This is a genomic window from Pseudomonas sp. RA_5y_Pfl1_P24 (genome assembly GCF_963970945.1).
GTDB lineage: Bacteria > Pseudomonadota > Gammaproteobacteria > Pseudomonadales > Pseudomonadaceae > Aquipseudomonas > Aquipseudomonas tritici.
The window spans coordinates 358,247-383,813 of sequence record NZ_CAXAOJ010000002.1; the positions used below are offsets into that span (position 1 = coordinate 358,247).

Genomic DNA, 25,567 nt, shown 5'->3' on the forward strand with positions numbered 1-25,567 from the left:
TTTCCCGCAAGCCGATTTCAGGCAGGAACCCCATGATGGATGCCTTCGAACTTCCCCTAACGCTGGTCCAGTCCCTTCAACGTCGCGCCGTGCAGACGCCGGACCAGGTTGCTCTGCGCTTCCTCGCTGAGTCGGCCGAACACAGCGTTGTGCTCAGTTACCGCGACCTGGACCTGCGCGCCCGCACCATCGCCGCAGCCTTGCAAGCCAATGCGGACCTGGGCGACCGTGCGGTGCTGTTGTTCCCCAGCGGCCCGGATTACGTCGCGGCGTTCTTTGGTTGCCTGTACGCCGGCGTCATTGCGGTGCCGGCTTACCCGCCGGAGTCGACCCGTCGTCACCATCAGGAACGCCTGCTGTCGATCATCCGCGATGCTGAGCCGCGCCTGCTGCTGACCATCGCCAGCCTCGCCGATGGCTTGGCGCAGATCGAAAACGCCCCAATGGTATTGAGCATCGATACCCTGCAGAGTGCCGGCACTTGGATCGCCCCCGACCTGCACCCCGACGACATCGCATTCCTGCAATACACCTCCGGCTCCACCGCATTGCCCAAGGGCGTGCAAGTCAGCCATGGCAACCTGGTGGCCAACGAAGTGCTGATCCGTCGCGGCTTTGGCATCGACCTCAACCCGGATGACGTGATCGTCAGCTGGCTGCCGCTGTACCACGACATGGGCCTGATCGGCGGCCTGCTGCAACCGATCTTCAGCGGCGTGCCCTGCGTGTTAATGTCGCCGGCGTACTTCCTCGGTCGGCCATTGCGCTGGCTGGAAGCGATCAGTGAATACGGCGGCACTATCAGCGGCGGCCCGGATTTCGCCTACCGCCTGTGCAGCGAGCGGGTCAGCGAGTCGGCGTTGGAACGCCTGGACTTGCGCCAGTGGCGCGTGGCCTATTCCGGCTCCGAACCGATCCGCCTCGACACCCTGGAACGTTTCGCCGAGAAGTTCGCGGCCTGCGGTTTTACCCCGAATAATTTCTTCGCGTCCTACGGCCTGGCCGAAGCGACCCTGTTTGTCGCGGGTGGCATTCGCGGCCATGGCATCCCAGCGCTGCGCGTCGACGAGCAGGCATTGGCTGCCAACCGTGCCGAGCCGGGGCAGGGCAGTGCGATCATGAGTTGCGGCACCAGCCAACCCGAACACGCGGTGCTGATCGCCGACCCGCACACCCTTACCGAACTGGCCGAGAATAACGTCGGTGAGCTCTGGGCCACCGGCCCGAGCATCGCCCACGGCTACTGGCGCAACCCCGTGGCCACCGCCACTACCTTCGTGCAACACGCCGGCCGTACCTGGTTGCGTACCGGCGACCTGGGCTTTATCCGCGAAGGCGAGGTGTACATCACCGGCCGCCTGAAAGACTTGCTGATCGTGCGCGGCCATAACCTGTACCCGCAGGACATCGAACAGACCATCGAGCGCGAAGTGGAAGTCGTACGCAAAGGCCGGGTCGCGGCATTTGCAGTGAATGACCAAGGCCTGGAAGGCATCGGCATTGCCGCTGAAATCAGCCGCAGCGTGCAGAAAATCCTGCCGCCCGACGCGCTGATCAAGGCGATCCGCCAAGCCGTCGCCGAGGCGTATCAGGAGGCGCCGAGCGTGGTGGTGCTGCTCAATCCGGGTGCCTTGCCGAAGACCTCCAGCGGCAAGGTGCAACGTGCGGCGTGTGCGCTGCGGTATGTCGATGGCAGCCTCGACAGCTATGCGCAGTTTCCTGATCTGCACGTGCAGGGCAGCGATGCAGCGTTGGACTCCGAACTGCAAAACCAGATCGCCGCGATCTGGTGCGAACAACTGCACGTCGCGACGGTCGCGGCCGATGACCATTTCTTCCTGCTCGGCGGCAACTCCATCACCGCCACCCAGGTGGTCGCGCGCCTGCGTGAAACACTGGGCCTGGAGCTGAACCTGCGCATGCTGTTCGAAGCGCCAACCCTGGAAGGCTTTGCCGCCAACGTTGCGCAGTTGCAGCAGTACGGCGGCGTCGCCCAAGGCGCCATTCATAGCCTGTCACGCCAGGAAGACCTGCCCCAATCCCTGGCGCAAAACCGCCTGTGGATCACCTGGCAACTGGACCCACACAGCAGCGCCTACACCGTCCCCGGCGCCCTGCGCCTGCGCGGCGAGCTGGATGAAGACGCCGTGCGCTTGAGCTTCCAACAACTGGTCCAGCGCCACGAAGCCCTGCGCACCCGCTTTTACGAACGCGACGGCCAGGCCTTCCAGCGCATCGATGCCAAAGCGGATTTCGAGTTGCAAGTCATCGACCTCAGCGACCTGCCCGTGGCCGAGCGTGACACCCGCGCGCAACAGATTCGCGAAGACGAAGCGCGCACCCAGTTCGACCTGGAAAAAGGCCCGCTGCTGTGGGTGACCCTGGTACGCCTGGACGATGCAGATCACCAGTTGCTGGTGACGCTGCACCACATCATCGCGGATGGCTGGTCGCTGAATATCCTCATCGACGAATTCTCACGCCTGTACGCCGCCGCAACCCAGGGCGAAACCCTTGAGCTGCCGCCGCTGGCCCTGCAATACGCCGACTACGGCAGCTGGCAGCGCCAGTGGCTGGCCGAAGGTGAAGGTCAGCGCCAATTGGCGTATTGGAAAGCGCAACTCGGTGAAGAACATCCAACCTTGAGCCTGGCCACCGACCACCCGCGCTCGGCGCAACACCGGAACAGCGCTTCGCGTCATACCGTACAAACTAGCGTGCACCTCAGCGAGGCGATTCGCCAGACCGCCCAGGCCAACCAATCCACCCCGTTCATGGTGTTACTGGCAGCATTCCAGAGCCTGCTCTACCGCTACAGCGGTCAGCGTGACATCCGCATCGGCGTGCCCAACGCCAACCGTCCGCGCCAGGAAACCCAAGGCCTGGTCGGCTTTTTCATCAACACGCAGGTCATGCGTGGCGAGCTGGACGCTTGTCTGCCGTTCAACGAACTGTTGGCCGCGACTCGCCAAGCTGCGTTGAGCGCCCAGGCCCATCAAGACCTGCCGTTCGAACAACTGCTGGAAGCCTTCCCGCAAGCGCGCGAGCAGGGTCTGTTCCAGGTCATGTTCAATCACCAGCAACGCGACCTCAGCGCCTTGCGCCGTCTGCCGGGCATGCTCGCCGACGAGCTGCCATGGCACAGCCGCGAAGCCAAGTTCGACCTGCAACTGCACAGCGAAGAAGACCGTAACGGGCGCCTGAGCCTGTCGTTCGACTACGCCGACGAAGTGTTTGACAGCGCGACCATCCAGCGCCTGGCCGAGCACTTTATCAACCTGTTGCAAGCCGCGTGTGACCAGCCGCAGCAAGCCATCGGCGACCTCAAGCTGATGCAAGCAGACGAGCAGCAACCGTGGAGTGAAACGCCGTGCGCGCCCGCCCAGCAATGGCTGCCGGAGCTGCTCAACAGACACACCTCGGACAGCACCGCGCTGGTCTGGCAGGGCAGCAGCCTGACCTTCGCCCAATTGCACACCCAGGCCAATCGCCTGGCTCACTACCTGCGTGACAAGGGTGTCGGCCCGGACGTGTGCGTGGCGATCGCCGCCGAGCGTTCGCCGCAACTGCTGATCGGCCTGCTGGCGATCATCAAGGCCGGCGGCGCCTATGTGCCGCTGGACCCGGATTACCCCGCCGAGCGCCTGGCCTACATGCTGGAGGACAGCGGCGTGCATCTGCTGCTGACCCAGACCACGTTGCTGGACCACGTGCCAGTTGCCTGCGGCGTCTGCGTGATTGCGATGGACAGCCTGCACCTCGACAGCTGGCCGACCCAGCCGCCTGGCCTGCACCTGCACGGCGATAACCTCGCCTACGTGATCTACACCTCTGGCTCCACCGGCCAGCCCAAAGGCGTGGGCAATACCCATGCGGCCCTGGCCGAACGCTTGCAGTGGATGCAGGCCACCTATCAGCTGAATGTCACCGATGTGCTGATGCAAAAGGCACCGATCAGTTTTGACGTGTCGGTGTGGGAATGCTTCTGGCCGCTGATCACCGGTTGCCGCCTGGTGCTGGCCGGCCCTGGCGAGCATCGCGACCCGCACCGTATCGCGCAGTTGGTGCAGGAACACGGCGTGACCACGTTGCACTTTGTGCCGCCGCTGCTGCAGCTGTTTATCGACGAACCGCTGGCCGCCGAATGCACCAGCCTGCGTCGCCTGTTCTCCGGTGGCGAAGCCTTGCCCGCCGAGCTGCGCAACCGCGTCCTGGCGCAGCTACCGGCGGTGCAATTGCACAACCGTTATGGCCCCACCGAAACCGCGATCAACGTGACCCACTGGCACTGCCGCGTGGAAGACGGCGAGCGCTCGCCGATTGGCCGCCCGCTGGGCAATGTGATCTGCCGCGTGCTGGACGATCAGCTCAACCCCGTGCCGCTGGGTGTGCCGGGTGAACTGTGCATCGGCGGTATCGGCCTGGCCCGGGGTTACCTGGGGCGCGCCGGGTTGACGGCTGAGCGTTTTGTCGCCGACCACTCGGGGGCGCGCCTTTATCGCACCGGCGACCGCGTCCGTTGGAGCGCCGAGGGTGTGCTTGAGTACCTGGGCCGTCTCGACCAGCAGGTCAAGCTACGCGGTTTCCGCGTGGAGCCGGAAGAAATCGAAGCGCGCATGCTGGCCCTGAACGGCATCGCCCAAGCCGTGGTGCTGGTGCGTGACACGCAGTTGATCGGCTACTACACCGCCCATGTCGCGCTGGACGAACAGCAGGTGAAAACCGCCCTGGCCGCCGCGCTGCCGGAGTACATGGTGCCCGCGCTGTTGATGCGCCTCGACGCCATGCCCCTGAGCCCCAGCGGCAAGCTGGACCGTCGCGCGTTGCCGGAGCCGGTGTGGCAAACCCGTGAGCACATTGAACCCGAAACCCCCTTGCAGCAGCAGATCGCAGCCGTCTGGCGCGAAGTCCTCGGACGGCCGAAAATCGGCCTGGGCGATGACTTCTTCGCCCTCGGCGGCCACTCGTTGCTGGCCACGCAAATCATCTCGCGCACCCGCCAGGCGTGTGACGTCGAGTTGCCGTTGCGCACCTTGTTTGAAGCCAGTGAGCTGGGCGCGTTTGCCGAGCAGGTCAGGCTGATCCAGGCGTCGGGCCTACGCAACCAGCAGACGGCTATTGCTAAGGTCGACCGCAGCCAACCGGTGCCGTTGTCCTATTCCCAGCAGCGCATGTGGTTCCTGTGGCAGATGGAGCCAGACAGCCCGGCCTACAACGTCGGCGGCATGGCGCGCTTGCGTGGCGTGCTCGATGTGGGGCGTTTCGAAGCGGCGTTGCAGGCCTTGATCATGCGTCACGAAACTTTGCGCACCACCTTCCCGAGCGTCGACGGCGTGGCCTATCAAAAGGTCTCGCCGCAGACCGGCTTGCGCATGGATTGGCAGGATTTCTCAGGCCAGAACGAAACCGAGCGCCAGCAGCGCCTGCAGCAGTTGGCTGATCATGAGGCGCACACGCCGTTCAACCTGGAAACCGGGCCGTTGCTGCGTGCCTGCCTGGTCAAGGCTGGCGAGCAGGAACACTACCTAGTGCTGACCCTGCACCACATCGTCACCGAAGGCTGGGCCATGGACATCTTTGCCCGTGAACTCAGCGCGCTGTACGAAGCCTTTATCGACGAGCGCGAATCGCCGCTGGCGCCGTTGCCGGTTCAATACCTGGATTACAGCGTGTGGCAGCGTCAGTGGCTGGAGTCCGGCGAGCGTCAGCGCCAACTCGACTACTGGACCGCGCAACTGGGCACTGAACATCCGCTGCTGGAACTGCCCGGCGACCGCCCACGCCCACCGGTGCAAAGCCATCAGGGTGAACTGTATCGCTTCGACCTCAGCGATGACCTGGCCGCCCGCGTGCGTGCCTTCAATGCCGAGCGCGGCCTGACCCTGTTCATGACCATGACCGCCACCCTGGCCGTGTTGCTCTACCGCTACAGCGGCCAGACCGACCTGCGTATCGGCGCCCCCGTCGCCAACCGTATTCGCCCGGAAAGCGAAGGGCTGATCGGCGCGTTCCTCAACACCCAGGTGCTGCGTTGCCAGCTCAATGGGCAGATGAACGTCGCTGAACTGTTTGAGCACGTGCGCCATACGGTGATCGAAGGCCAGTCCCATCAAGACCTGCCGTTCGACCACCTGGTGGAAGCCCTGCAACCACCGCGCAGTGCGGCGTACAACCCGCTGTTCCAGGTGATGTGCAACGTGCAGCGCTGGGAGTTCCAGCAAAGCCGCCAACTGGCCGGCATGACTGTCGAGTACCTGGCCAACGATGCCCGCGCGACCAAGTTCGACCTCAATCTGGAAGTCACCGACCTCGACCATCGCCTGGGTTGCTGCCTGACCTACAGCACCGACCTGTTCGACGAACCGCGTATTGCGCGTATGGCCGGACATTGGCGCAACCTGCTGGAAGCCTTGATCGCCAATCCGCAGCGGCGCCTCAGCGAGTTGCCGTTATTGACGGCCGCCGAACAGCACGCGTTGCAGGACAGCCTGGGCGCCGAAGCAGGCGAGCACCGCCTTGATCAGTGCATTCATCAACTGTTCAGCCAGCAAGCGGCAGCCCGTGGCGATGCACCGGCGCTGACCTTTGCCGGCGTTAGCCTCAGCTATCGTGAGCTCGATGCCCGCGCTAACCGCCTGGCCTGGATGCTGCGCGAGCGTGGCGTCGGCCCGCAGGTGCGCGTCGGCCTGGCGCTGCCGCGTTCCCTGGAAATGGTCATCGGCCTGCTGGCGATCCTCAAGGCCGGAGGCGCCTACGTGCCGTTGGACCCCGAATACCCGCTGGACCGCTTGCACTACATGATCGAAGACAGCGGCATCGGCCTGCTGCTCAGCGATGCGGCGATGTTTGAAGCCCTCGGCGAGTTGCCTGCAACCGTGGCGCGCTGGTGCCTGGAAGATGACGCGCCGCTGCTTGCCAACTACCCGGCCGATGCGTTGCCGTTTATCAGCCTGCCGCAACACCAGGCGTACCTTATCTACACCTCCGGCTCCACCGGCAAGCCCAAGGGCGTGGTGGTGTGCCACGGTGAAATCGCCATGCATTGCACGGCGGTGATCGCGCGTTTCGGCATGCGCGCCGACGACTGTGAACTGCACTTCTATTCGATCAACTTCGACGCCGCCACCGAGCGTTTGCTGGTGCCGCTGCTCAGCGGGGCCCAGGTGGTATTGCGTGCCCAGGGCCAGTGGGACGCGCAAGAAATCTGCGCGCTGATCCGCACCCATCGCATCACTGTACTGGGCTTCACGCCGAGCTACGGCAGCCAGCTGGCGCAGTGGCTGGCGTCCCAGCAGCAGACCTTGCCGGTGCGCATGTGCATCACTGGCGGCGAAGCGTTGACGGGTGAGCATTTGCAGCGCATCCGCGCAGCGTTCCAGCCCGAGATGTTCTTCAACGCCTACGGCCCGACCGAAGCCGTAGTGATGCCGCTGGCGAGCCTCGCGCCCGAACAGTTGGAGGAGGGCGCTGCAAGCGTGCCAATCGGCAGCATCATCGGTGACCGCGTGGCCTATATTCTCGACGCCGACCTGGCGTTGGTGCCGCAAGGTGCGACCGGCGAGCTGTACGTCGGCGGCGCCGGTCTGGCCCAGGGGTATCACCAGCGCCCGGGCATGACGGCGGAGCGCTTCGTTGCGGATCCGTTCGCTACGCACGGTGGGCGGCTATACCGCACCGGCGACCTGGTGCGCCAGCGCGCCGATGGCCTGGTGGAGTACCTGGGGCGTATCGACCATCAGGTGAAGATTCGCGGTTTCCGTATTGAACTGGGCGAGATCGAAACCCGCCTGCTGGAGCACGACGGCGTGCGCGAAGCGGTGGTGCTGGCGCTGGATTCTCCAAGCGGCAAACAGTTGGTGGCGTACCTGGTCAGCGACGCAGGCCACGGCGCGTTGCGCGACGCGCTCAAGGCCCACCTCAAGGCCCACCTCAAGGCGCAGCTGCCGGACTACATGGTGCCCGCGCACTTGATCGTGCTGGATAGTATGCCGCTGACCGCCAACGGCAAACTCGACCGCCGTGCCTTGCCGCAACCCGACCCTGAGGCCAATCGCCAACAGTACGTGGCGCCCCGCAATGAGCTGCAAAGCACATTGGCGGCGATCTGGTGCGCAGTGCTGAATGTGCAGCAAGTCGGTCTGGACGATAACTTCTTTGAACTGGGCGGCGACTCGATCCTGTCGATCCAGGTGGTCAGCCGTGCGCGGCAAGCGGGCATTCACTTCAGCCCGCGCGACTTGTTCCAGCACCAGACCGTGCAAACCCTGGCCGCTGTCGCCACGCGCGCTGAGCACATCAGCGCTGAGCAAGGCGTGCTGACGGGCAGCTCGGGCCTGACGCCGATCCAGCATTGGTTCTTCGACACCGAGATCCCGCAGCGTCAGCACTGGAACCAGGCGCTGCTGCTCAAACCGCTGCAACTGCTTGACCCGCACCGCCTTGAGCAAGCGCTGCTGGCGGTACTGGAACACCACGACGCCCTGCGCCTGAGCTTCACCCGGCGCGACGCGAAATGGCACGCCGAACACCTCGCCGTACCGCAGGGTGGTGTGTTGATGCAGGCGCAAGTGCGTGACATGGACGCGTGCATTGCGCTGTTCAGCGACACCCAGCGCAGCCTCGACCTGGCACACGGCCCGTTGCTGCGCGCCTTGCTCGTGGAGGGGCCCGAGGGCCAGCAGCGCCTGTTGATCGCTATCCATCACTTGGTGGTGGACGGCGTGTCATGGCGTGTATTGCTCGAAGACTTGCAAAGCGTTTACCGCCAACTGAGCGACGGCCAATCCGTCAGCCTGCCAGCCAAGACCAGTGCGCTACGTGAATGGGCCGCGCGTTTGCAGGCCTACGCCGGCAGCGAATCCCTGCGCGAAGAGTTGAGCGTCTGGCAGCACCAACTGGCCGGCCCGCAGGCCGCACTGCCGGTGGCACGCCCGCAAGGTTTGCTGCGCAACCGCGACGCCGACACCGTCAGCGTGCGCCTGGATGCCGAACACACCCGACAACTGCTGCAACAGGCCCCGAGCACCTACCGCACCCAGGTCAACGACTTGCTGCTGACCGCGTTGGCGCGAGTGTTGTGCCGCTGGAGTGGTCACGCTTCGGCGCTGATCCAGCTGGAAGGCCACGGCCGCGAAACCCTGTTCGATGAGGTCGACCTGACCCGCAGTGTCGGCTGGTTCACCAGTGCCTATCCATTGCGCCTCACCCCGCAAGCCGGGCAGGGTGATTCCATCAAGGCGATCAAGGAACAACTGCGTGCCGTGCCGCATAAAGGCTTGGGTTATGGCGTGCTGCGTTACCTGGCGGATGACCTGTGCAAGCAGACCATGGCCGCACTGCCGAGCGCGCCGATCACGTTCAACTACCTCGGCCAGTTCGACCAGAGCTTTGGCGCTGATGCACTGTTCCACCCGCTGGATGAGTCCGCGGGCCTGGCCCATGATCCGGATGCGCCGTTGCCCAACGAGTTGAGCGTCGACAGCCAGGTGTACGGCGGCGAACTGGTGCTGCGCTGGACTTTCAGTCGTGAGCGCTTTGATCAGCACACCATTCGCGAATTGGCCGATGCGTATCTGGCCGAACTGCACAGCCTGGTCGCGCATTGCCTTGAGAACACCGCCGGCGGCCTCACGCCGTCCGACTTCCCGCTGGCGCACCTGACCCAGTCACAACTCGACAGCTTGCGGGTACCGGCCAGTGCCATCGAAGACGTTTACCCGCTGACCCCGATGCAGGAGGGCCTGCTGCTGCACACCCTGCTGGAGCCGGGCACCGGCCTTTACTACATGCAAGACCGCTACCGCATCAACAGCGCGTTGGACCCGGAGCGTTTTGCCCAGGCCTGGCAAGCGGTGATCGCCCGCCACGAAGCCTTGCGCGCCTCATTCTGCTGGAACGTTGGCGAAGACATGCTGCAAGTGATCCACAAACCGGGCAGCACGCCGGTCGAGTACCTGGACTGGAGCAGCGATCCGGAAAGCGAACAGGAGCCGCGCCTGCAAGCCTTGCTCAAGCATGAGCGCGAAGCCGGTTTCGATCTGCTCAACCAGGCGCCGTTCCACCTGCGCCTGATCCGCGTCGGCGAAGCGCGTTACTGGTTCATGATGAGCAACCACCACATCCTCATCGATGCCTGGTGCCGTTCGTTGCTGATGAATGACTTCTTCGAGATCTACATGGCCCTCGGCGAAGGCCGCGACGCGCAACTGGCCACGCCACCGCGCTACCGCGACTACATCGCCTGGCTGCAACGCCAGAACCTGAATGAGGCACGCCAGTGGTGGCAGCAGAACCTGCAAGGCTTCGAACGCACCACGCCGATCCCGAGCGACCGGCCGTTCCTGCGTGAACACGCGGGCCACAGCGGCGCCATGGTGGTGGGCGACTGCTACACCCGCCTCGACGCCCGCGACGGTGGGCAATTGCGCGAACTGGCCCGTGCGCATCAACTGACCGTCAACACGTTCGCCCAGGCGGCATGGGCCCTGGTACTGCGCCGTTTGAGCGGGGATCGCGACGTCGTGTTCGGCGTTACTGTGGCCGGGCGCCCGGTGGACATGCCGCAGATGCAACGCACGGTCGGCCTGTTCATCAACAGCATCGCGCTGCGGGTGAAACTGCCCGAGGATGACCAGCGTTGCAGCGTGCGCCAGTGGTTGAGCGGCCTGCTCGACAGCAATATGCAGCTGCGCGAGTACGAATACCTGCCGCTGGTGACGATCCAGGAACACAGCGAACTGCCCAAGGGCCAGCCGCTGTTCGACAGCCTGTTCGTGTTCGAAAACGCCCCGGTGGACGTCTCGGTGCTGGACCGCGCACAAAGCCTGAAGGCCACCTCGGACTCTGGCCGCACCCACACCAACTTCCCGCTGACGGCTGTGTGCTATCCGGGCGACGACCTCGGTTTGCATCTGTCCTATGACCAGCGTTACTTCGACGAAACCACCGTGCAAGGCATGCTTGGCGAGTTCAAGCGCCTGCTGCTGGCGCTGGTGCAGGGCTTCCATGGCGACATGGCTGACCTGCCGCTGATTGGCGAGCAGGAGCGCGAGTTCCTGGTGGAGGGCTGCAACCAGAGCGAACACGACTACCCGCTGGAGCGCAGCTACGTCGAGCTGTTCGAAACGCAGGTGGCCGCGCATCCGCAGCGCGTCGCCGCCAGTTGCCTTGATCAGCAATGGACCTACGACGAGTTGAACCGGCGCAGTAACGGCCTGGGCCACGCGCTGATTGCGGCGGGCGTGGGCGCTGATCAACCGGTGGCGTTGCTGGCCGAGCGTAACCTTGATTTGCTCGGCATGATCATCGGCAGCTTCAAGGCGGGTGCCGGCTACCTGCCGCTGGACCCCGTCCTGCCGCGCCAGCGGCTGAGCCGCATTCTTGACCTGAGCCGCACACCGTTGCTGGTGTGCACCGAGGCCAGTCGCGAGCAGGCCATCGAGTTGCTTGAAGGCTTCGACTGCCAGTTGCTGGTGTGGGAGGAAATCCCTGCGCGTGGCGAAAACCCAGGTGTCTACAGCGCCCCGGACAACCTCGCCTACGTGATCTACACCTCGGGCTCCACCGGCCTGCCCAAAGGCGTGATGGTCGAACAGCGCGGCATGCTCAATAACCAGTTGAGCAAGGCGCCGTACCTGGCCTTGAGCGATGCCGATGTGATTGCGCAAACCGCTTCGCAGAGCTTCGATATTTCCGTGTGGCAATTCCTCGCAGCACCGCTGTTTGGCGCACGGGTGGATATCGTGCCGAATACGATTGCCCATGATCCCCAAGGCTTGCTCGCCCATGTGCAGGCCCAAGGCATCACCGTGCTGGAAAGCGTGCCGTCCCTGATCCAGGGCATGCTGGCCCAGGACCTTATCAGCCTGAACGGCCTGCGCTGGATGCTACCCACCGGTGAAGCCATGCCGCCGGAGCTGGCGCACCAATGGCTGCTGCGCTACCCGCAGATTGGTTTGGTGAACGCCTACGGCCCGGCGGAATGCTCGGACGATGTGGCGTTCTACCGTGTCGACCTGGCGTCTACCCGTGGCACTTACCTGCCGATTGGTACGCCCACCGACAACAACCGTTTGTACCTGTTGGACGGTGCGCTGGAGTTGGTGCCCCAAGGCGCTGTGGGCGAGTTGTGCGTCGCCGGTACGGGCGTCGGTCGCGGGTACGTCGGCGACCCGCTGCGCACCGCCCCGGTGTTTGTGCCCAACCCCTTCGGCACACCGGGCGAGCGCCTCTACCGCACCGGCGACCTGGCGCGGCGTCGCAGCGATGGCGTGCTGGAATACGTCGGGCGTATCGACCACCAAGTGAAGATTCGCGGCTACCGTATCGAACTGGGCGAAATCGAAGCGCGCCTGCACGAGCAACCGCAAGTGCGCGACGCGGCGGTCGGCGTGCAGGAGAGCGTCAACGGCAAGCATCTGGTTGGCTACCTCGTTGCCGCAGACGAAGCGCTCAACCCAAGCGAACGCCTCGACCGCATCAAGCAACGCCTGCGCGCCGAGTTGCCGGAATACATGGTGCCGCTGCACTGGCTGTGGCTCGACCGCCTGCCGCACAACGCCAACGGCAAACTTGACCGCAACGCCCTGCCGGCCCTGGAGATCGGCCAGTTGCACAGCCAGGACTACCTGGCGCCACGCAACGAACTGGAAACCACCTTGGCCGCGATCTGGGCCGAGGTGCTGAAAGTCGAACGGGTCGGGGTGCAGGACAACTTCTTCGAACTGGGCGGGCACTCGTTGCTGGCGACGCAGATTGCCTCGCGGGTGCAGAAAACCTTGCAGCGGGATGTACCGCTAAGGGCGATGTTCGAGTGCAGCACGGTGGCGGAGTTGGCTGGATATATCGAAGGGCTGGCGGGGAATGAGATCAGTGCGCAGAAGGTGGATCGGTTGAGTGATTTGATGGCGGAGTTGGAGGGGTTGTGAGGGGGCCGTTTGTCAGAACTGTTAATTCTGACAGTAGGCGAGCGGATGCCAACAGCGCTCACTTAAGGGAGACCCTTGGCTTCAGATCGAGCCAAGGGAACAGCCCCTGGAACAAGGAGTTCTTACCATGGCTAAGAAAGTCCCGGCGTCGAACGCACCCTCTAACGTTATCAGAGCGCCAACACCCAAGCGACCAAAACCCAAAGCTCTTGAAGTAGACAGTCCGTTAGTTTCCAGTGAGCAGAACGGAACGGTTGCGACCTCTCGCATGGTGGGTTCATACCTGACATTTGATTCACGAATGGACAAGGATGAACCCATTATCGCCAGCTTCCGCACCAAGGAAACACCTGGGCTGGCGTTCGAGGATATTGTGTATTCAGGCGGTGAGTCTGGCGCCGACGAAACTGAAATTCCACTGCGTTACATGACGGCGGCAATGGGGAAAACGCTCGTCATTTCGTATACCGGGAAAGTGCAAGGGCAGGTAGCCGCTTCTTTGAACAAAGAAGTCTTGATCGAGTTTTACCAAGCCAACGAAAGTAAAAAGTACGCACCTTATTTTCTTCACGAAAAAATCTATCAAAACTCACCTGTCATTGACATGCACGATTTCAAAGGGGACGGCATCGTCAAGACGGAGATTCCTTATCTTGCCCAAGTAAATGATAGATTTTACTGCACCCTTGTGACTCAGCAATTCAGTGGAAAGCCCGTTTTCTATACAGTGGCTGATGGATATGCGTTAACAGCTGAGGATATAGCTTCGGGCGAACTCACTCACGCTGTTAGACGTACTTGGCTGGCGCGACAAATACCGCTCTATGAGTCAATGACCCTGCAATGCGCCTACATCACGAGTGGCGAAACGGCCCAGCCTCCAGCTGACGTTACTAATCCTGATGAAGAGACCCGTCTTCCGAGAAATGCCCTTCAAATCCAACATCGCCGCACGGCTGCTTTCATTGGGGATCAAGGCCTTGATCTTCAGCCTGCGCATCTGCGGCAGTCCGCATTTTTCAACGAAGACTGGTGCCTTAACCCGGAACTCACCAAGCAGGGAGGGAACGTGGACACTCCCGGCTTGGACACCTATGCAGACGACCAAATCTGTTTTTATGTGAGCGGGCTGGGTTATGCGAGTAAGCCACTTGGATGCGTGACAATTGCAAACGACGGGGACTTGGCAACCATCGAGCTATCGCCCTGTGTCATTGCCTGCTTTTTTAACAAGGCGATGACGCTGACCTACACCGTGCAATTCCCCAACAGCAATGGATCACAACAATCACCTGAGCGAGTGATTAATGTGTCGCTGCCCCAATTTCCTCACGCTGAGGTCGAACAGGCAACGGGCGACGTCGTGGATCTCAATACATTCCCAATGGACGCGATTGGTTTTACGCCTGTCTGGGCCTATGCCGAGTGTGCGAAATGTTGTTGGATGTGGATTACGGGTGAGCGTGAAGACGGCAGTGCTTTGCGTTTTGATATTTTGATGGATGCGCCTGTTACAGACGCTTGGAAGGCTAAGGGCGTTGATGCCCCCATCCTCAGGGTTGAGCTGCAAAATCTGGCGGATTGCAGCGAATTCGACCTGCACTTTGCGGCGAGTTTTTGTGACAAATGTGATGTGGCGAGCGCGCACGCATTCCCTGTTCAAACCTTCAAAATCGAGCAGGAGCCCTTGGTGCTGATCGAACCCACCGTGAGGGAAGCGGTGCTTGACCAATTGACCGCTTACAACGGGCGCAATGGCGTACAGGTTGAAGTAAATTATGTCGGCAATAACCCCAAGCACACCATCAGCGTCTGCTGGAAAAAGCCTGATGGTACTTGCTGGCCGTTGGCATCCCAATCCGGCAGTGTTTCGGGGCCGGTCATCTTTCCTCTGCCACCGGAAGCCGTGATCGAGAGCATGGGTAAAGTAGTGGAGATCATTTCCATCGTCACCACCGCCTGCAAGGTGCAGACCTCACCGCCCTTGAACTTAAACATCAGTTTGCCTGTGCGACTGGAAACGCCAAACGTGCTGGAGGCGACGCCGCCCAGGACTCAGAATGCCGTTCTGGACCTGAGAACATTTATTGGGAATGCCAGTGCTCTCGAAGATCCGATGTGGTTCTTGCGGGCAGGGCAGAAGTGCTGGCTGCAGGCAGCCGGGACGGATAAAAACGGCAATCCTTACGCGTTCAATGTGTACGCGGCCCGAACCATTACCGTGGCAGAGGTGACAGCAGGTGTTGCGGCTCCGGTACTGCGATCCGATTTGGATAGGTCAAAAGATAAAGCCGACTCGCGCTTTACTTTCAGCGTAGCAACCGACGGTAGCTCGACTGCGAATGTGGTATGTCCTTCGCGGGTGTTGAACGTGCGCGTAGCGTTCTATGACCACACCAGTTTCAATCCAGCCGACCGCGGCTGGAATGGCTGGGTAAAAGGGCCGGGGGCTACGGACTCGAGAGACCTTGCGCTTAATAGAGGGCCTATTCCTGGATCATCGTCCGGATACTTTTTGTTTGACTGGGGCTATACCAACACAAGCAACGTTAACACCCAGCGTGTGAAGTTGTTCAAGGACTTCACAACACTGGAAATTGGGCATAAGTACGAGTTCTCGGCGTATGTTCGTGATAACAGTGGGGTGCCGAATAAGCCAAATCTAGTGCTGGTAGCCCAAGGTGTGGAAGTTACGCCACGAACGTTGCCTGGCATTACTTGGCAACTGCTCAAAGGTGTGTTCATCGCCAGCTCAACAAGCGCGCGTCTGAACCTCGATAATCTCCAGATGGGGATGGGGCCGGGTAACGATTTTGATGTAACCGGAATAACCGTTCAGGAGGTTTGATAAGGTTTGTCAAGCTAAACAAACATAAGGCCTCCGATTCTTGGAGGCCTTATCAGGTCCGTATTGAGTGAACTACTTAGGCCCCATGATCTTCGCCAGTTTATCTGGCGAAGGCGCCCCTTGCTGCTGCTGCAACCCCCCCTTGTCATCCAGATAGAAAATCGCCGGCGTCGCCGATAACTCCAGCTCCTCCATCAACTTCATATTGGCATCAAGCTTGGCCTCGATATTGGCTGGGATCTTGTCCAGTGCCTGCAACTTGCTGCCTTTGCCGGCGCCTTCATGTTCTTCCAAGGCTTTTTGCGGGTCTTTGGCGGCGAACAGCGCGGCGGATTTGCCTGGGCTGTCTTCGCGGATAATGCCGACCATGATGTGGCGCAACTGCACTTTGCCGGCTTTTACCCATGGGCGTGCCTGTTCCCAGAACATGTTGCAGTACGGGCAGTTGGGGTCGCTGAACAGGTAGACCGTGCGTGGCGCGTTGACGTCGCCGTCCTGGATCCAACTGCTTTTTTCCATCTTGGCCCAGACTTCCTTGGCCATCGGTGCGTACACCAGCTCTTCCAGGGGCGCGGTGCTCAGGTCGTTGCCTTGGGCGTCGTACAGGTTGCCGGCGATCACACTTTTGCCGTCAGCGGTCAGGTACAACGCCATGCCACGGTTCTGGTACTGCGCGGCGTAGCCGGTGAGGCCGCTGGGGGCGTCGAATTTGCCGAGGATCTTGGCGCCCTTGGCCTCGATCTGTTTGATCGGCGCCGGCCAGTCTTCGGCCTGCGCCAGGGCGGCGGCGAGCGTCAGCGGCAGCAGGGTCAGCAGGTGGCGGAGGCGTGGCATGTTGGTTTCCTTGTGGCAGCGGGAGCGAAGTCGAAGGGTTCCATGGCGCGGGCCAGGCTGGCTTGGGACAGTTCACCCAAGTGGCTGTTGATCAGGCGTCCGTCGGCTTGGTAGAACAAGGTGGTGGGCAAGGCCATCGAGCCCACGGCCTGGCCGAGGCGGCCGCTGGCGTCGAACAGCACGTTGTCGAGGGTCAGGCCCTGTGTCGCGAGGTAGGTGCTGACGCTTTGCATGCTTTCGGCCTGGTTGACGAACAGGAAGGTCACGTCGGGACGGTGGTGTTGGGCGCGTTCCAATACCGGCATTTCGCGACGGCACGGCGGGCACCAGGTGGCCCACAGGTTGATCACCAGCGGGCCGCCCTTGTAGTCGGCCAGTTGCACCACGTCGCCGTTGGCATTGCGCAGGGTGATGTCCGGCAGTTGCGAGCCTTTGTCGTAGAGGTTCAGGGATAAACTGGTCACGCCCCAGAACACCAGGCCGGTGATCACGCCAGCACTCAATGGCTTGCGCAGGGCCGGGCGCCGCCAGCCGTAGGCCAGGGCGCCGAGTACCAGAGCGATCACGCCGGGCCAGGCGAGGAAACCGCCGTCGCGCAGGTCGACCATCTGCAACGGGTCGTGGCGGTAATCACTCCAGTACATCAGTACAAAGGTGACGCGAGCGACCAGCATCGCCAGCAGGAACAGGCTGAACAGCACCGATTCCGGGTTTTCACCGCCACGCTTGGCCACGCGCCAGCCCACCAGAGTGGCGAGAATCAGCGCGCTGATCAGCAGCAAGTGATTCAGGGCGATGGCGAAGGTGCCGATGGTCAGGGTCAGCATCAAAGGGCGTCCCGGGTGTGCGTCCAGCGTTGCAGGAAGGTGGCGGCATCGACTTCGCCGGTGATGCGTTGCGCGCGGCGTTCTTCGCCGTCCGGACCGATCCACACGAAGCTCGGTGGGCCAGGTATTTTGTAGCGGCCGAGCAGCGCGCGGCTGGCGGCGTTGTCGGCGGTAACGTCGAGGCGCAATAGGCGCACGTCTTTCAGGGCGTCCATGACGTCGGGTTTGCCGAAGACCTGTTTTTCCATGATCTTGCACGACACGCACCAGTCGGCGTAGTAGTCCACCAGCACCCATTGGCCCTGTGCCTTGGCGCTGTCGAGTTGGCTTTGCAGCACGGCGGGTTCTTTGATGGTCATGAACGCGTCGTGGGCGGTCGGTGCAGCGACGGTCTGCGAGCCGCAGTAGACTTTCAGCGGTTGCCACAGGTCATCGCTGCCGCCGGCTGCACCGACGATCAGCACGGCGCCCCACAGGCCCAGCACCAGGGAACCGGCACCAAACACCTTGGCCGCGAGGCCGTATTCGCGGGCCAGCGTCCAGCCGCAGTAAGCCATCACCAGCGCGAGTGCGCCCCACAGGCCGATCCACAGGCTTTCGCCAACCACTGGACGCAGCATCAGCACGGCGGTGCCGAGGAACAGGAACCCGAAGACCCCCTTGAGCACGTTCATCCAGGTGCCCGGCTTGGGCAGGAAGCGATTACCCACTGTGACCAGCAACAACAGTGGGATGCCGATGCCGATGCCCATGGCGAACAGGATCAGGCCACCGTGCAGCGCATTGCCGCTCTGGGCGATGTAGAGCAGGGCACCGGCCAGCGGCGCGGTCATGCATGGGCCCACCAGCAGGCCTGACAGTGCGCCGAGCACCCCGGCGCCGACCAGGCTGCCACCGCTTTGCTGGCGGCTGACGTTGTCCAGGCGGTCGCGCAGGAAGGCGGGCAGTTGCAGTTCAAAGAAGCCGAACATCGGCAGGGCAAGGATGACGAACAAGGCGGCGAAGCTGCCGAGGATCCACGGGGTTTGCAACAGCGCGGCTAGATTGCTGCCGAGCAGCGCGGCCAGTACGCCCAGTGCGGCATACACCAGCGCCATGCACACCACATAGCTGCTGGCCAAGGCAAAACCGCGACGCGGGCTGGCGCCACTGCCGACGACCAGACCAGCGAGGATCGGCAGCATCGGCAGCGAACAGGGGGCAAACGCCAGCAACAGGCCTAGGCCGAAGAACAGCAACAGGCTCCAACCCAGGCTGCGTTGTTGCAGGCCACTGGCCAGGCTTTGGTCCTGAGCTTCAGCAGTCGCTGCGACGGCCGGGTTGCCGCCAAGGTCCACGGTGATCGACTGCGGCGGATAGCACAGGCCCGCATCGGCACAGCCCTGCCAGCCGAGCTTGATCTGGCCGGTTGCGCCGGCCGGGATCTTCACTTCAAGGCCTTGGCGATACACCTCTTGGTCACCGAAGAATTCATCGCTATGGGCCTCGCCTTGCGGCAGCGCGGGCTTTTCAGTCAGGCCATCGAACTTCATGCGCTGCTTGTATAGGTAATAACCGTCGGCAATCTGCCAATACAACTGGGTCTCGCCACTTTCAAGACGTTCGGAGGTAAAGGTGAAGGCTTTGCCCACCGGAAGGAAATCGGGTTTGGTCTCAAACGGGTTGCCTGGCGCGGCCTGGGCAAACCCTGCGAACAACACCAGCAGAAAGGTAAACAGATGCCGCATGGTCAAGCCTTAGTTCGATGCAAGTAGGCACACAATGTGTGGCGTTGATTAACCGATGATTAACCGGGGCTATTCTAGAGGGAGTGTGGATCATTTAGCGGCATAATCTGCGCTTAATCCGCTGGACTTCTAATCCCCCCATCTTTCATGAAGGGTTCACCATGCACGTACTGGTCTGTGAAGACGACGAACTGATCGCCAGCGGCATCGTGGCCGGCCTGACCGCCCAGGGTTTTACCGTCGAGCGCGTGGCCTCGGCTGGCGCGGCGCGCGCCATGCTCAAGGCGGCGACATTCGACATCATGGTGCTCGACCTCGGCCTGCCGGACGAAGATGGCCTCAAGCTGCTGCAACAACTACGCAGCCAGGGCCTGGAAATCCCGGTACTGATCCTGACCGCACGGGACTCGGTGACCAACCGCGTCGACGGCCTCCAAGCCGGCGCCGACGACTACCTGCTCAAACCCTTCGACCTGCGCGAACTTGCCGCGCGCCTGCAGACTCTGCTGCGGCGCATGGCGGGTCGCAGCGTCAACCTGATTGAGCACGGTCGCCTGGCCTACGATCCGAGCAGCCGCGAAACTTTCCTGGGTGGCCAGCCAGTGGACCTGTCACGCCGTGAACAGGCGTTGCTGCAAGCCCTGCTGCATAACAAAGGCCGTGTGCTTTCCAGTGAGCAACTCAAGGACAGCGTCTACGGCTTCAGCGATGAGCTGGAAAGCAACGCGCTCAACGTGCACATCCACCACCTGCGGCGAAAATTGGGCAATGGCATTGTCGAGACCGTGCGCGGCCTCGGCTATCGCCTGGGCTCGGCTGACGGGGGCGAGGACGCGTCGTGAAAAGCCTGCGCCTGCGACTGACGTTCAAGCTGGGCGCCGCTTTTGTGCTGATCTGGGCCCTGGCGGCGGCCTGGATGCTCAGTGATCTGCGCAACCAGATGATGTTCTCCCTCGACCAACGCCTGGTGGCGTCGGCGCGCATGGTGGCGGGGCTGACCGAGCAGATGCCGGGCCTCGCCAGTGTGGGTGGCGACGCGCATTTCCATGGGGCGCAATTGAATGTTCCGGGGGGCATGGCGTGCCAGGTCAGCTCCTTGCGCGGTGAAGTACTGGCGCGTAGCCACGCCACGCCGGATGAAGGGCTGGAATCGCGCCAGAGTGGTTTTCGTGACCAGGTGATCGAGGGCGTCAACTGGCGCAGTTTTACCCTGTCCCGTGGCGACCTGTTGATCACCACCGCCGACCGCCAAGTGGAACGTGAGGCGCTGAACCTGTCGATCCTGCTGGCCGCTTCGGTGCCGGTGGGTGTGGCGATGCTCGGCTGCCTGTGCTTGTTGTGGCTGGGCATCGGCCAGAGCCTGCTGCCGCTCAACCGCATGCGTGACGCCTTGATGCGGCGCAGCGCCGACTCTCTCGAGCCGCTGCAGATCCACCCATTGCCCAGCGAACTCAAACCGCTGCTCGACACTCAGAATCAACTGTTGCTGCGTATCGCCAAGACCATCGAGCGCGAACGCCGCCTCACTGGTGACGCCGCCCACGAACTGCGCAGCCCATTGACGGCGATCAAGACCCACCTGCAAGTGGCGCGCATGACCGACGGCGCGGCCCGCGATCAGTCCCTGGCCCATGCCGAGGCGGGCGCCGACCGTTTGCATCGCACCCTGGAGCAGTTGCTGTTGCTGGCGCGCGTGGAAGGCAGCCTGTCATTCGACGATGGGCTGCAGTCCAGCGCCGAAGAAGTGGCACGCCTGGCGATCCAGGATGCGAATGCCGGCGACAATTCGCGCATTGACCTGATCCTGCCGGACAATCTTTGCGCCACCCCGGTGGAAATGCCCGTGGGCCTGGCAGTCGCAGCCCTGCGCAATCTGCTGGACAACGCCTTGCGTCACACGCCGGCGGATACGCGGGTGGAACTCAGTGTATTCACCGACACCGACAACGTGGTGTTCCGCGTGCGTGACCACGGCACGCAGATTTGCGCCGATGACCTGCAATACCTGACCCAACGCTTCTGGCGCAATGGCAGCAGCGAAGGCTGCGGCTTGGGGCTGGCGATCGTGCAAGCCATTGTGCAGCGGTGTTCCTGTTCCTTGAAATTCGACAGCCAACCGGATGGCCTGCGCGTCGACCTGGGCATGCCGCTGCGGCGCTGACCACTTTTCTTTCACGTGCCAAATAGTTACCGCCCTCCTGACGCTCAAGTCTTCAGGATGGCGGTAATTTTTTTGCGCTTGAACGGGCTGAACGACTCAGCCTTTATTGAAAAGGACGGTTCTTATGTTGGTCATCGATACCAGTTTTCCTGCTACGGGCTTTAACGAACGCAACGGCGAGCCTGTGGGGCAGGTCATCCTGCATTACACCGCGGCGCCTTTTGGCTCCTCCCTGCGCACCCTCACCCAGGATGGGGTGAGTGCGCACTATCTGCTGCCCGACCCAAACGATCCCAGCTACCGCGCGGCTGGCTATGAAGAGTTGCGTGTCTTGCGCTTGGTGGAGGAAGACAAGCGCGCCTGGCATGCCGGGGCCAGCCATTGGGCAGGGCGCGACAACCTCAATAGCCGCTCGATTGGCATCGAGATCGTCAACCTGGCGCGCGATGACGGCGGCGTGTTCACGTTCCCTGAGTACGGTGAGGAACAAATTGAGATGTTGATTGCGTTAGTGCGCGACATTCTCGGGCGTTACCCACAGGTTGGGCCCACGGACATCCTCGGGCATTCGGATGTGGCGTACGCGCGCAAGAGTGACCCCGGGCCCCGGCTGCCGTGGCAGCGCCTGCATGAAGCGGGGCTGGGGGCCTGGTTTGATGAAGCGACGCGGGCGATGTATCAGCGCCGCTTTTGTGCCGGATTGCCACGGGAAGCCGAGGTGGAGCGGGCATTTCAGCGATTCGGGTACGCTCCTGCGAAGAACCGGCAGGGGTTTCAACAGCGGACGCGGGCGTTTCAGATGCACTTCAGGGCGCGGGATTGTTGTGGGTTTCTGGATGGCGAGACCTGCGCGATTTTGTATGCGCTGAATGAAAAATACCGCGGCCTCTGATTCCGAGCGCGCTCCCATATTTGGTTTTTCATGCATCAGTTAACGATCGCCGGCCCTAAATCCCGTCGGCGCTGGTGCGTTTCCAGAACAGTAAATCCGTTCGCACGCTCCCTCGGGGCCAGACGCCAGCGGATCGGCAGTTTGGTCACCACCATCAGCGTATTGAGGGATCGAGAAATGTCAGTCGCTACCAGCCGTATCGAAGACGCCCAGGTACATGAAACGCTCTACCAGTTCGACGAAACCCCGCTGCTCGCCCGCCAGCGTCAGCAGGAGTCCAACGCCCGCAGCTACCCACGGCGCATTCCCCTGGCGCTCAAACGCGCCAAGGGCATTTACGTGGAAGACGTGGAAGGCCGCAGTTTCATCGATTGCCTGGCGGGCGCCGGCACCCTGGCGCTGGGGCACAACCACCCGGTGGTGATCGAAGCTATCCAGCGAGTGCTGGCCGATGAGCTGCCGCTGCACACACTGGACCTGACGACGCCGGTCAAAGACCAGTTCGTGCAGGACTTGTTCGGCCTGTTGCCGCCAGCGCTGGCGCGGGAAGCGAAGATCCAGTTCTGTGGCCCTACCGGCACCGATGCCGTGGAAGCCGCGTTGAAACTGGTGCGCACCGCCACCGGTCGCAGCACTGTATTGTCCTTCCAGGGCGGTTACCACGGCATGAGCCAGGGCGCCTTGAGCCTGATGGGCAGCCTGGGGCCGAAGAAACCTTTGGGCGCTTTGCTGGGCAACGGCGTGCAATTTCTACCGTACCCCTACGACTACCGTTGCCCGTTCGGCCTGGGTGGCGCGGAAGGCGTGCGGGTCAACCTGCATTACCTGGAAAACCTGCTGAATGACCCAGAGGCTGGTGTGTTGCTGCCAGCGGCGGTGATTGTCGAGGTGGTGCAAGGCGAGGGCGGGGTGATTCCGGCTGATCTGGACTGGCTGCGCGGCCTGCGTCGCATCACCGAGCAAGCGGGTGTGGCGTTGATCGTGGATGAAATCCAGAGCGGTTTCGGTCGCACCGGCAAGATGTTCGCCTTCGAGCACGCCGGCATCATCCCGGATGTGGTGGTGATGTCCAAGGCCATCGGCGGCAGCCTGCCGCTGGCGGTGGTGGTCTATCGCGACTGGCTCGACACCTGGCTGCCGGGCGCGCATGCCGGTACGTTCCGTGGCAATCAGCTGGCGATGGCGGCGGGATCGGCGGTGATGCGCTACCTCAAGGACCACGACGTGGCCGGCCACGCAGCGGCTATGGGCGAGCGCCTGGGCGAACACCTGCGCATCCTGCAGCGCGACTTCCCGCACCTGGGGGATATTCGCGGTCGCGGGCTGATGCTCGGCGTCGAACTGGTTGAGCCGAATGGCGCACTGGATATCCAAGGCCATCCACCCGTGCATCGCCAACTGGCGCCGCTGGTGCAGCGCGAATGCCTCAAGCGCGGGCTGATCCTGGAACTGGGCGGTCGACACGGCAGCGTCGTGCGTTTCCTGCCGCCGCTGGTGATCACTGCCGCGGAAGTTGATCGGGTGGCGGATATCTTCGGTCGCGCGTTGGCGGCGGCGGTCGCCAGCCTCTAATTTTTTTGCAACTTGATACGTTTCTATAGATATCAGTGCTGCGCGCAGTGCGCAGCCAGCCTTTTAGCGATGGAGAACAGCAATGACCTCAGTATTTGACCGCGACGACATCCTGTTTCAGGTAGTGGTCAACCATGAAGAACAGTACTCCATCTGGCCCGACTACAAAGCCGTGCCGGAAGGCTGGCGGACGGTAGGTAAGAGCGGCATGAAGAAAGAGTGCCTGGCCTACATCGAAGACGTCTGGACCGACATGCGCCCGCTGAGCCTGCGTCAGAAAATGGAGGGTGCCACGCTGACCAACTGATACACCGTGACCCAATATGGGAGCGGGCGTGCTCGCGAATGCGCAGTGTCAGTCAACTATAGTGTGACTGTTCCACCGCATTCGCGAGCAAGCCCGGCCCCACAAAAAGCCCTAGAGTGCCTGGTTGCCGTACAAGTAATCCGTCGCCAACGACGCCAACGTCCTCACCCCCACCACCAACGCCGACTCATCCACAAAGAACCCCGGATTGTGGTTCGGCGCAGCCTTGCTCATGTCCTGATCCCGCGGCGTCACCCCCAGGAACACAAACAGCCCCGGCGCCTCCTTGGCATAAAACGAGAAGTCTTCCGCGCCGCCCACCAACGGCCCCAGCACCACGTCATCCTGGGCCGCCCAGCGCAGGCTTGGCAGCATTTTCTCGGTCAGTGCCGGGTTGTTGAGGGTGGGGTCGTACTTCTCGATGATGGTGACCTCGGCCTTGGCACCGCCGCTTTCGGCGATTTTTTCCACGGTCTGGCGCACGTCCGCGTGCAGCTTCTGACGGATGCCGTAGTCGTAGGAGCGAATGGTCCCGGTCATGTCTACCGACTCAGGAATGATGTTATAGCGCGTGCCGCCATTGATGGTGCCAATGCTCACCACCGACGGAAACGACGAGATGTCGGTGCGGCGGCTGACCACGGTTTGCAGGCCGACAATGGTCTGCGCACCCACGGTAATCGGGTCAATGCCATCCCAAGGGCGACCCGCGTGGGTTTGCTTGCCGAGGATTTTGATGCGCAAGTCATCGGAGCTTGCCAGGGTCGGTCCCGGGCGGTACGCAATCCGGCCGGCGGGCACGCCTGCCCACACATGCAGGCCAAACACCGCGTCCGGCTTGGGCGCCTTCATCACGCCTTCCTGCACCATCATTTTGGCGCCCCAGGTGTTTTTGCCGTCGGGGATGAAATCACTCGGGCCTTCCTCGGCCGGTTGGAAGTAGAACACCACAGTGCCGGGCAGGCGCTCGCGCATGCCGGTCAGGATCTTCGCAGTGCTCAGCAGAATGGCGACGTGGGCGTCGTGACCGCAGGCGTGCATCACGTCGACTTCCTTGCCCAGGTAGGTGCCCTTGGCTTTCGAGGCGAAGGGCAGGTCGGCGACTTCCTTGACGGGCAGCGCGTCCATGTCGGCGCGCAGGGCGACGGTCGGGCCGGGCAGGGCACCTTTGAGCACGGCAACAACGCCGGTGCGTGCTACGCCGGTTTTCACCTCGAGGCCGAGGTCGCGCAGCTGCTTGGCGACCCGCTCGGCCGTGCGGGTTTCGGTATTGCCCAATTCAGGGTGGGCGTGAATGTCGCGGCGGGTTTCCAGCAGCGCCGGCTCAAGGATTTTTGCCTGCGCGGCGATTTCCTCCCGGGCACTGTCCTGGCCGCTGCTGGCGGCAATCACCGCACTGCTGGCGACCCCGCAAAGCATGCCGAAGACCCATGGGTGTGTCAGACCGGTTAAACGCATAAGGACCTCTCCTGA

At 62.5% G+C, this 25,567-nt stretch carries 11 protein-coding genes; 7 read left to right on the top strand and 4 right to left on the bottom strand.

What is annotated here, in order from left to right; genetic code table 11:
- The first annotated feature begins 32 nt into the window (after positions 1-32).
- The gene (locus AACY30_RS04205) at positions 33-12,926 is read left to right on the top strand and encodes a non-ribosomal peptide synthetase (protein WP_339539814.1); all 12,894 of its coding nucleotides are present in this window, start codon (positions 33-35) and stop codon (positions 12,924-12,926) included.
- 127 nt (positions 12,927-13,053) lie between these two features.
- A complete protein-coding gene (locus AACY30_RS04210; protein WP_339539816.1) occupies positions 13,054-15,774 on the top strand; it encodes a hypothetical protein in 2,721 nt (906 codons plus the stop codon).
- Between the two features lie 72 nt (positions 15,775-15,846).
- On the opposite strand, the gene dsbG is transcribed toward AACY30_RS04210, so the two are convergent.
- Genes dsbG through dsbD form a run of 3 tightly spaced genes read right to left on the bottom strand, consistent with a single transcriptional unit; the run spans position 15,847 to position 19,162 of the window.
- Positions 15,847-16,608, bottom strand: coding sequence for a thiol:disulfide interchange protein DsbG (gene dsbG, locus AACY30_RS04215; RefSeq protein WP_339539818.1), 762 nt, complete (start codon positions 16,606-16,608; stop codon positions 15,847-15,849).
- A complete protein-coding gene (locus AACY30_RS04220) occupies positions 16,584-17,435 on the bottom strand; it encodes a TlpA disulfide reductase family protein (protein WP_339416555.1) in 852 nt (283 codons plus the stop codon). The genes dsbG and AACY30_RS04220 overlap by 25 nt, the downstream gene beginning before the upstream one ends.
- The gene (gene dsbD / locus AACY30_RS04225) at positions 17,435-19,162 is read right to left on the bottom strand and encodes a protein-disulfide reductase DsbD (protein WP_339539821.1); all 1,728 of its coding nucleotides are present in this window, start codon (positions 19,160-19,162) and stop codon (positions 17,435-17,437) included. The genes AACY30_RS04220 and dsbD overlap by 1 nt, the downstream gene beginning before the upstream one ends.
- A gap of 161 nt (positions 19,163-19,323) precedes the next feature.
- Here dsbD and AACY30_RS04230 point away from each other — a divergent pair, with 161 nt between their 5' ends.
- From AACY30_RS04230 to AACY30_RS04250, 5 genes are all read left to right on the top strand, one after another.
- Positions 19,324-20,004: a response regulator gene (locus AACY30_RS04230; RefSeq protein ID WP_339416552.1), complete on the top strand. Its 681-nt coding sequence runs from the start codon at positions 19,324-19,326 to the stop codon at positions 20,002-20,004.
- Entirely contained in the window at positions 20,001-21,323 is a 1,323-nt protein-coding gene (locus tag AACY30_RS04235; protein WP_339539823.1) for an ATP-binding protein, read from the top strand. The genes AACY30_RS04230 and AACY30_RS04235 overlap by 4 nt, the downstream gene beginning before the upstream one ends.
- A 124-nt stretch (positions 21,324-21,447) precedes the next feature.
- Positions 21,448-22,215 carry an N-acetylmuramoyl-L-alanine amidase gene (locus AACY30_RS04240; RefSeq protein WP_339416549.1) on the top strand — a complete coding sequence of 256 codons (768 nt, stop codon included), beginning with the start codon at positions 21,448-21,450 and terminating at the stop codon, positions 22,213-22,215.
- A 177-nt stretch (positions 22,216-22,392) separates the two neighbouring features.
- Complete coding sequence (locus AACY30_RS04245) at positions 22,393-23,787, top strand: aspartate aminotransferase family protein (protein ID WP_339468192.1); 1,395 nt, start codon at positions 22,393-22,395, stop codon at positions 23,785-23,787.
- A gap of 82 nt (positions 23,788-23,869) precedes the next feature.
- Complete coding sequence (locus AACY30_RS04250) at positions 23,870-24,094, top strand: MbtH family protein (protein ID WP_339468194.1); 225 nt, start codon at positions 23,870-23,872, stop codon at positions 24,092-24,094.
- Between the two features lie 111 nt (positions 24,095-24,205).
- Here the strand turns inward: AACY30_RS04250 and AACY30_RS04255 are convergent, their stop codons facing one another.
- Positions 24,206-25,552 (bottom strand): amidohydrolase, encoded by a 1,347-nt coding sequence (locus tag AACY30_RS04255; protein WP_339539825.1) that lies wholly within the window; start codon positions 25,550-25,552, stop codon positions 24,206-24,208.
- Between the last annotated feature and the right edge of the window lie 15 nt (positions 25,553-25,567).

Excerpts from the sequence above, each read along its gene's own strand:
- dsbD (WP_339539821.1), bottom strand. The coding sequence starts at position 19,162 with ATGCGGCATCTGTTTACCTTTCTGCTGGTGTTGTTCGCAGGGTTTGCC.
- AACY30_RS04245 (WP_339468192.1), top strand. The coding sequence starts at position 22,393 with ATGTCAGTCGCTACCAGCCGTATCGAAGACGCCCAGGTACATGAAACG.
- AACY30_RS04230 (WP_339416552.1), top strand. The coding sequence starts at position 19,324 with ATGCACGTACTGGTCTGTGAAGACGACGAACTGATCGCCAGCGGCATC.
- AACY30_RS04255 (WP_339539825.1), bottom strand. The coding sequence starts at position 25,552 with ATGCGTTTAACCGGTCTGACACACCCATGGGTCTTCGGCATGCTTTGC.
- dsbG (WP_339539818.1), bottom strand. The coding sequence starts at position 16,608 with ATGCCACGCCTCCGCCACCTGCTGACCCTGCTGCCGCTGACGCTCGCC.
- AACY30_RS04210 (WP_339539816.1), top strand. The coding sequence starts at position 13,054 with ATGGCTAAGAAAGTCCCGGCGTCGAACGCACCCTCTAACGTTATCAGA.
- AACY30_RS04250 (WP_339468194.1), top strand. The coding sequence starts at position 23,870 with ATGACCTCAGTATTTGACCGCGACGACATCCTGTTTCAGGTAGTGGTC.
- AACY30_RS04205 (WP_339539814.1), top strand. The coding sequence starts at position 33 with ATGATGGATGCCTTCGAACTTCCCCTAACGCTGGTCCAGTCCCTTCAA.
- AACY30_RS04220 (WP_339416555.1), bottom strand. The coding sequence starts at position 17,435 with ATGCTGACCCTGACCATCGGCACCTTCGCCATCGCCCTGAATCACTTG.
- AACY30_RS04240 (WP_339416549.1), top strand. The coding sequence starts at position 21,448 with ATGTTGGTCATCGATACCAGTTTTCCTGCTACGGGCTTTAACGAACGC.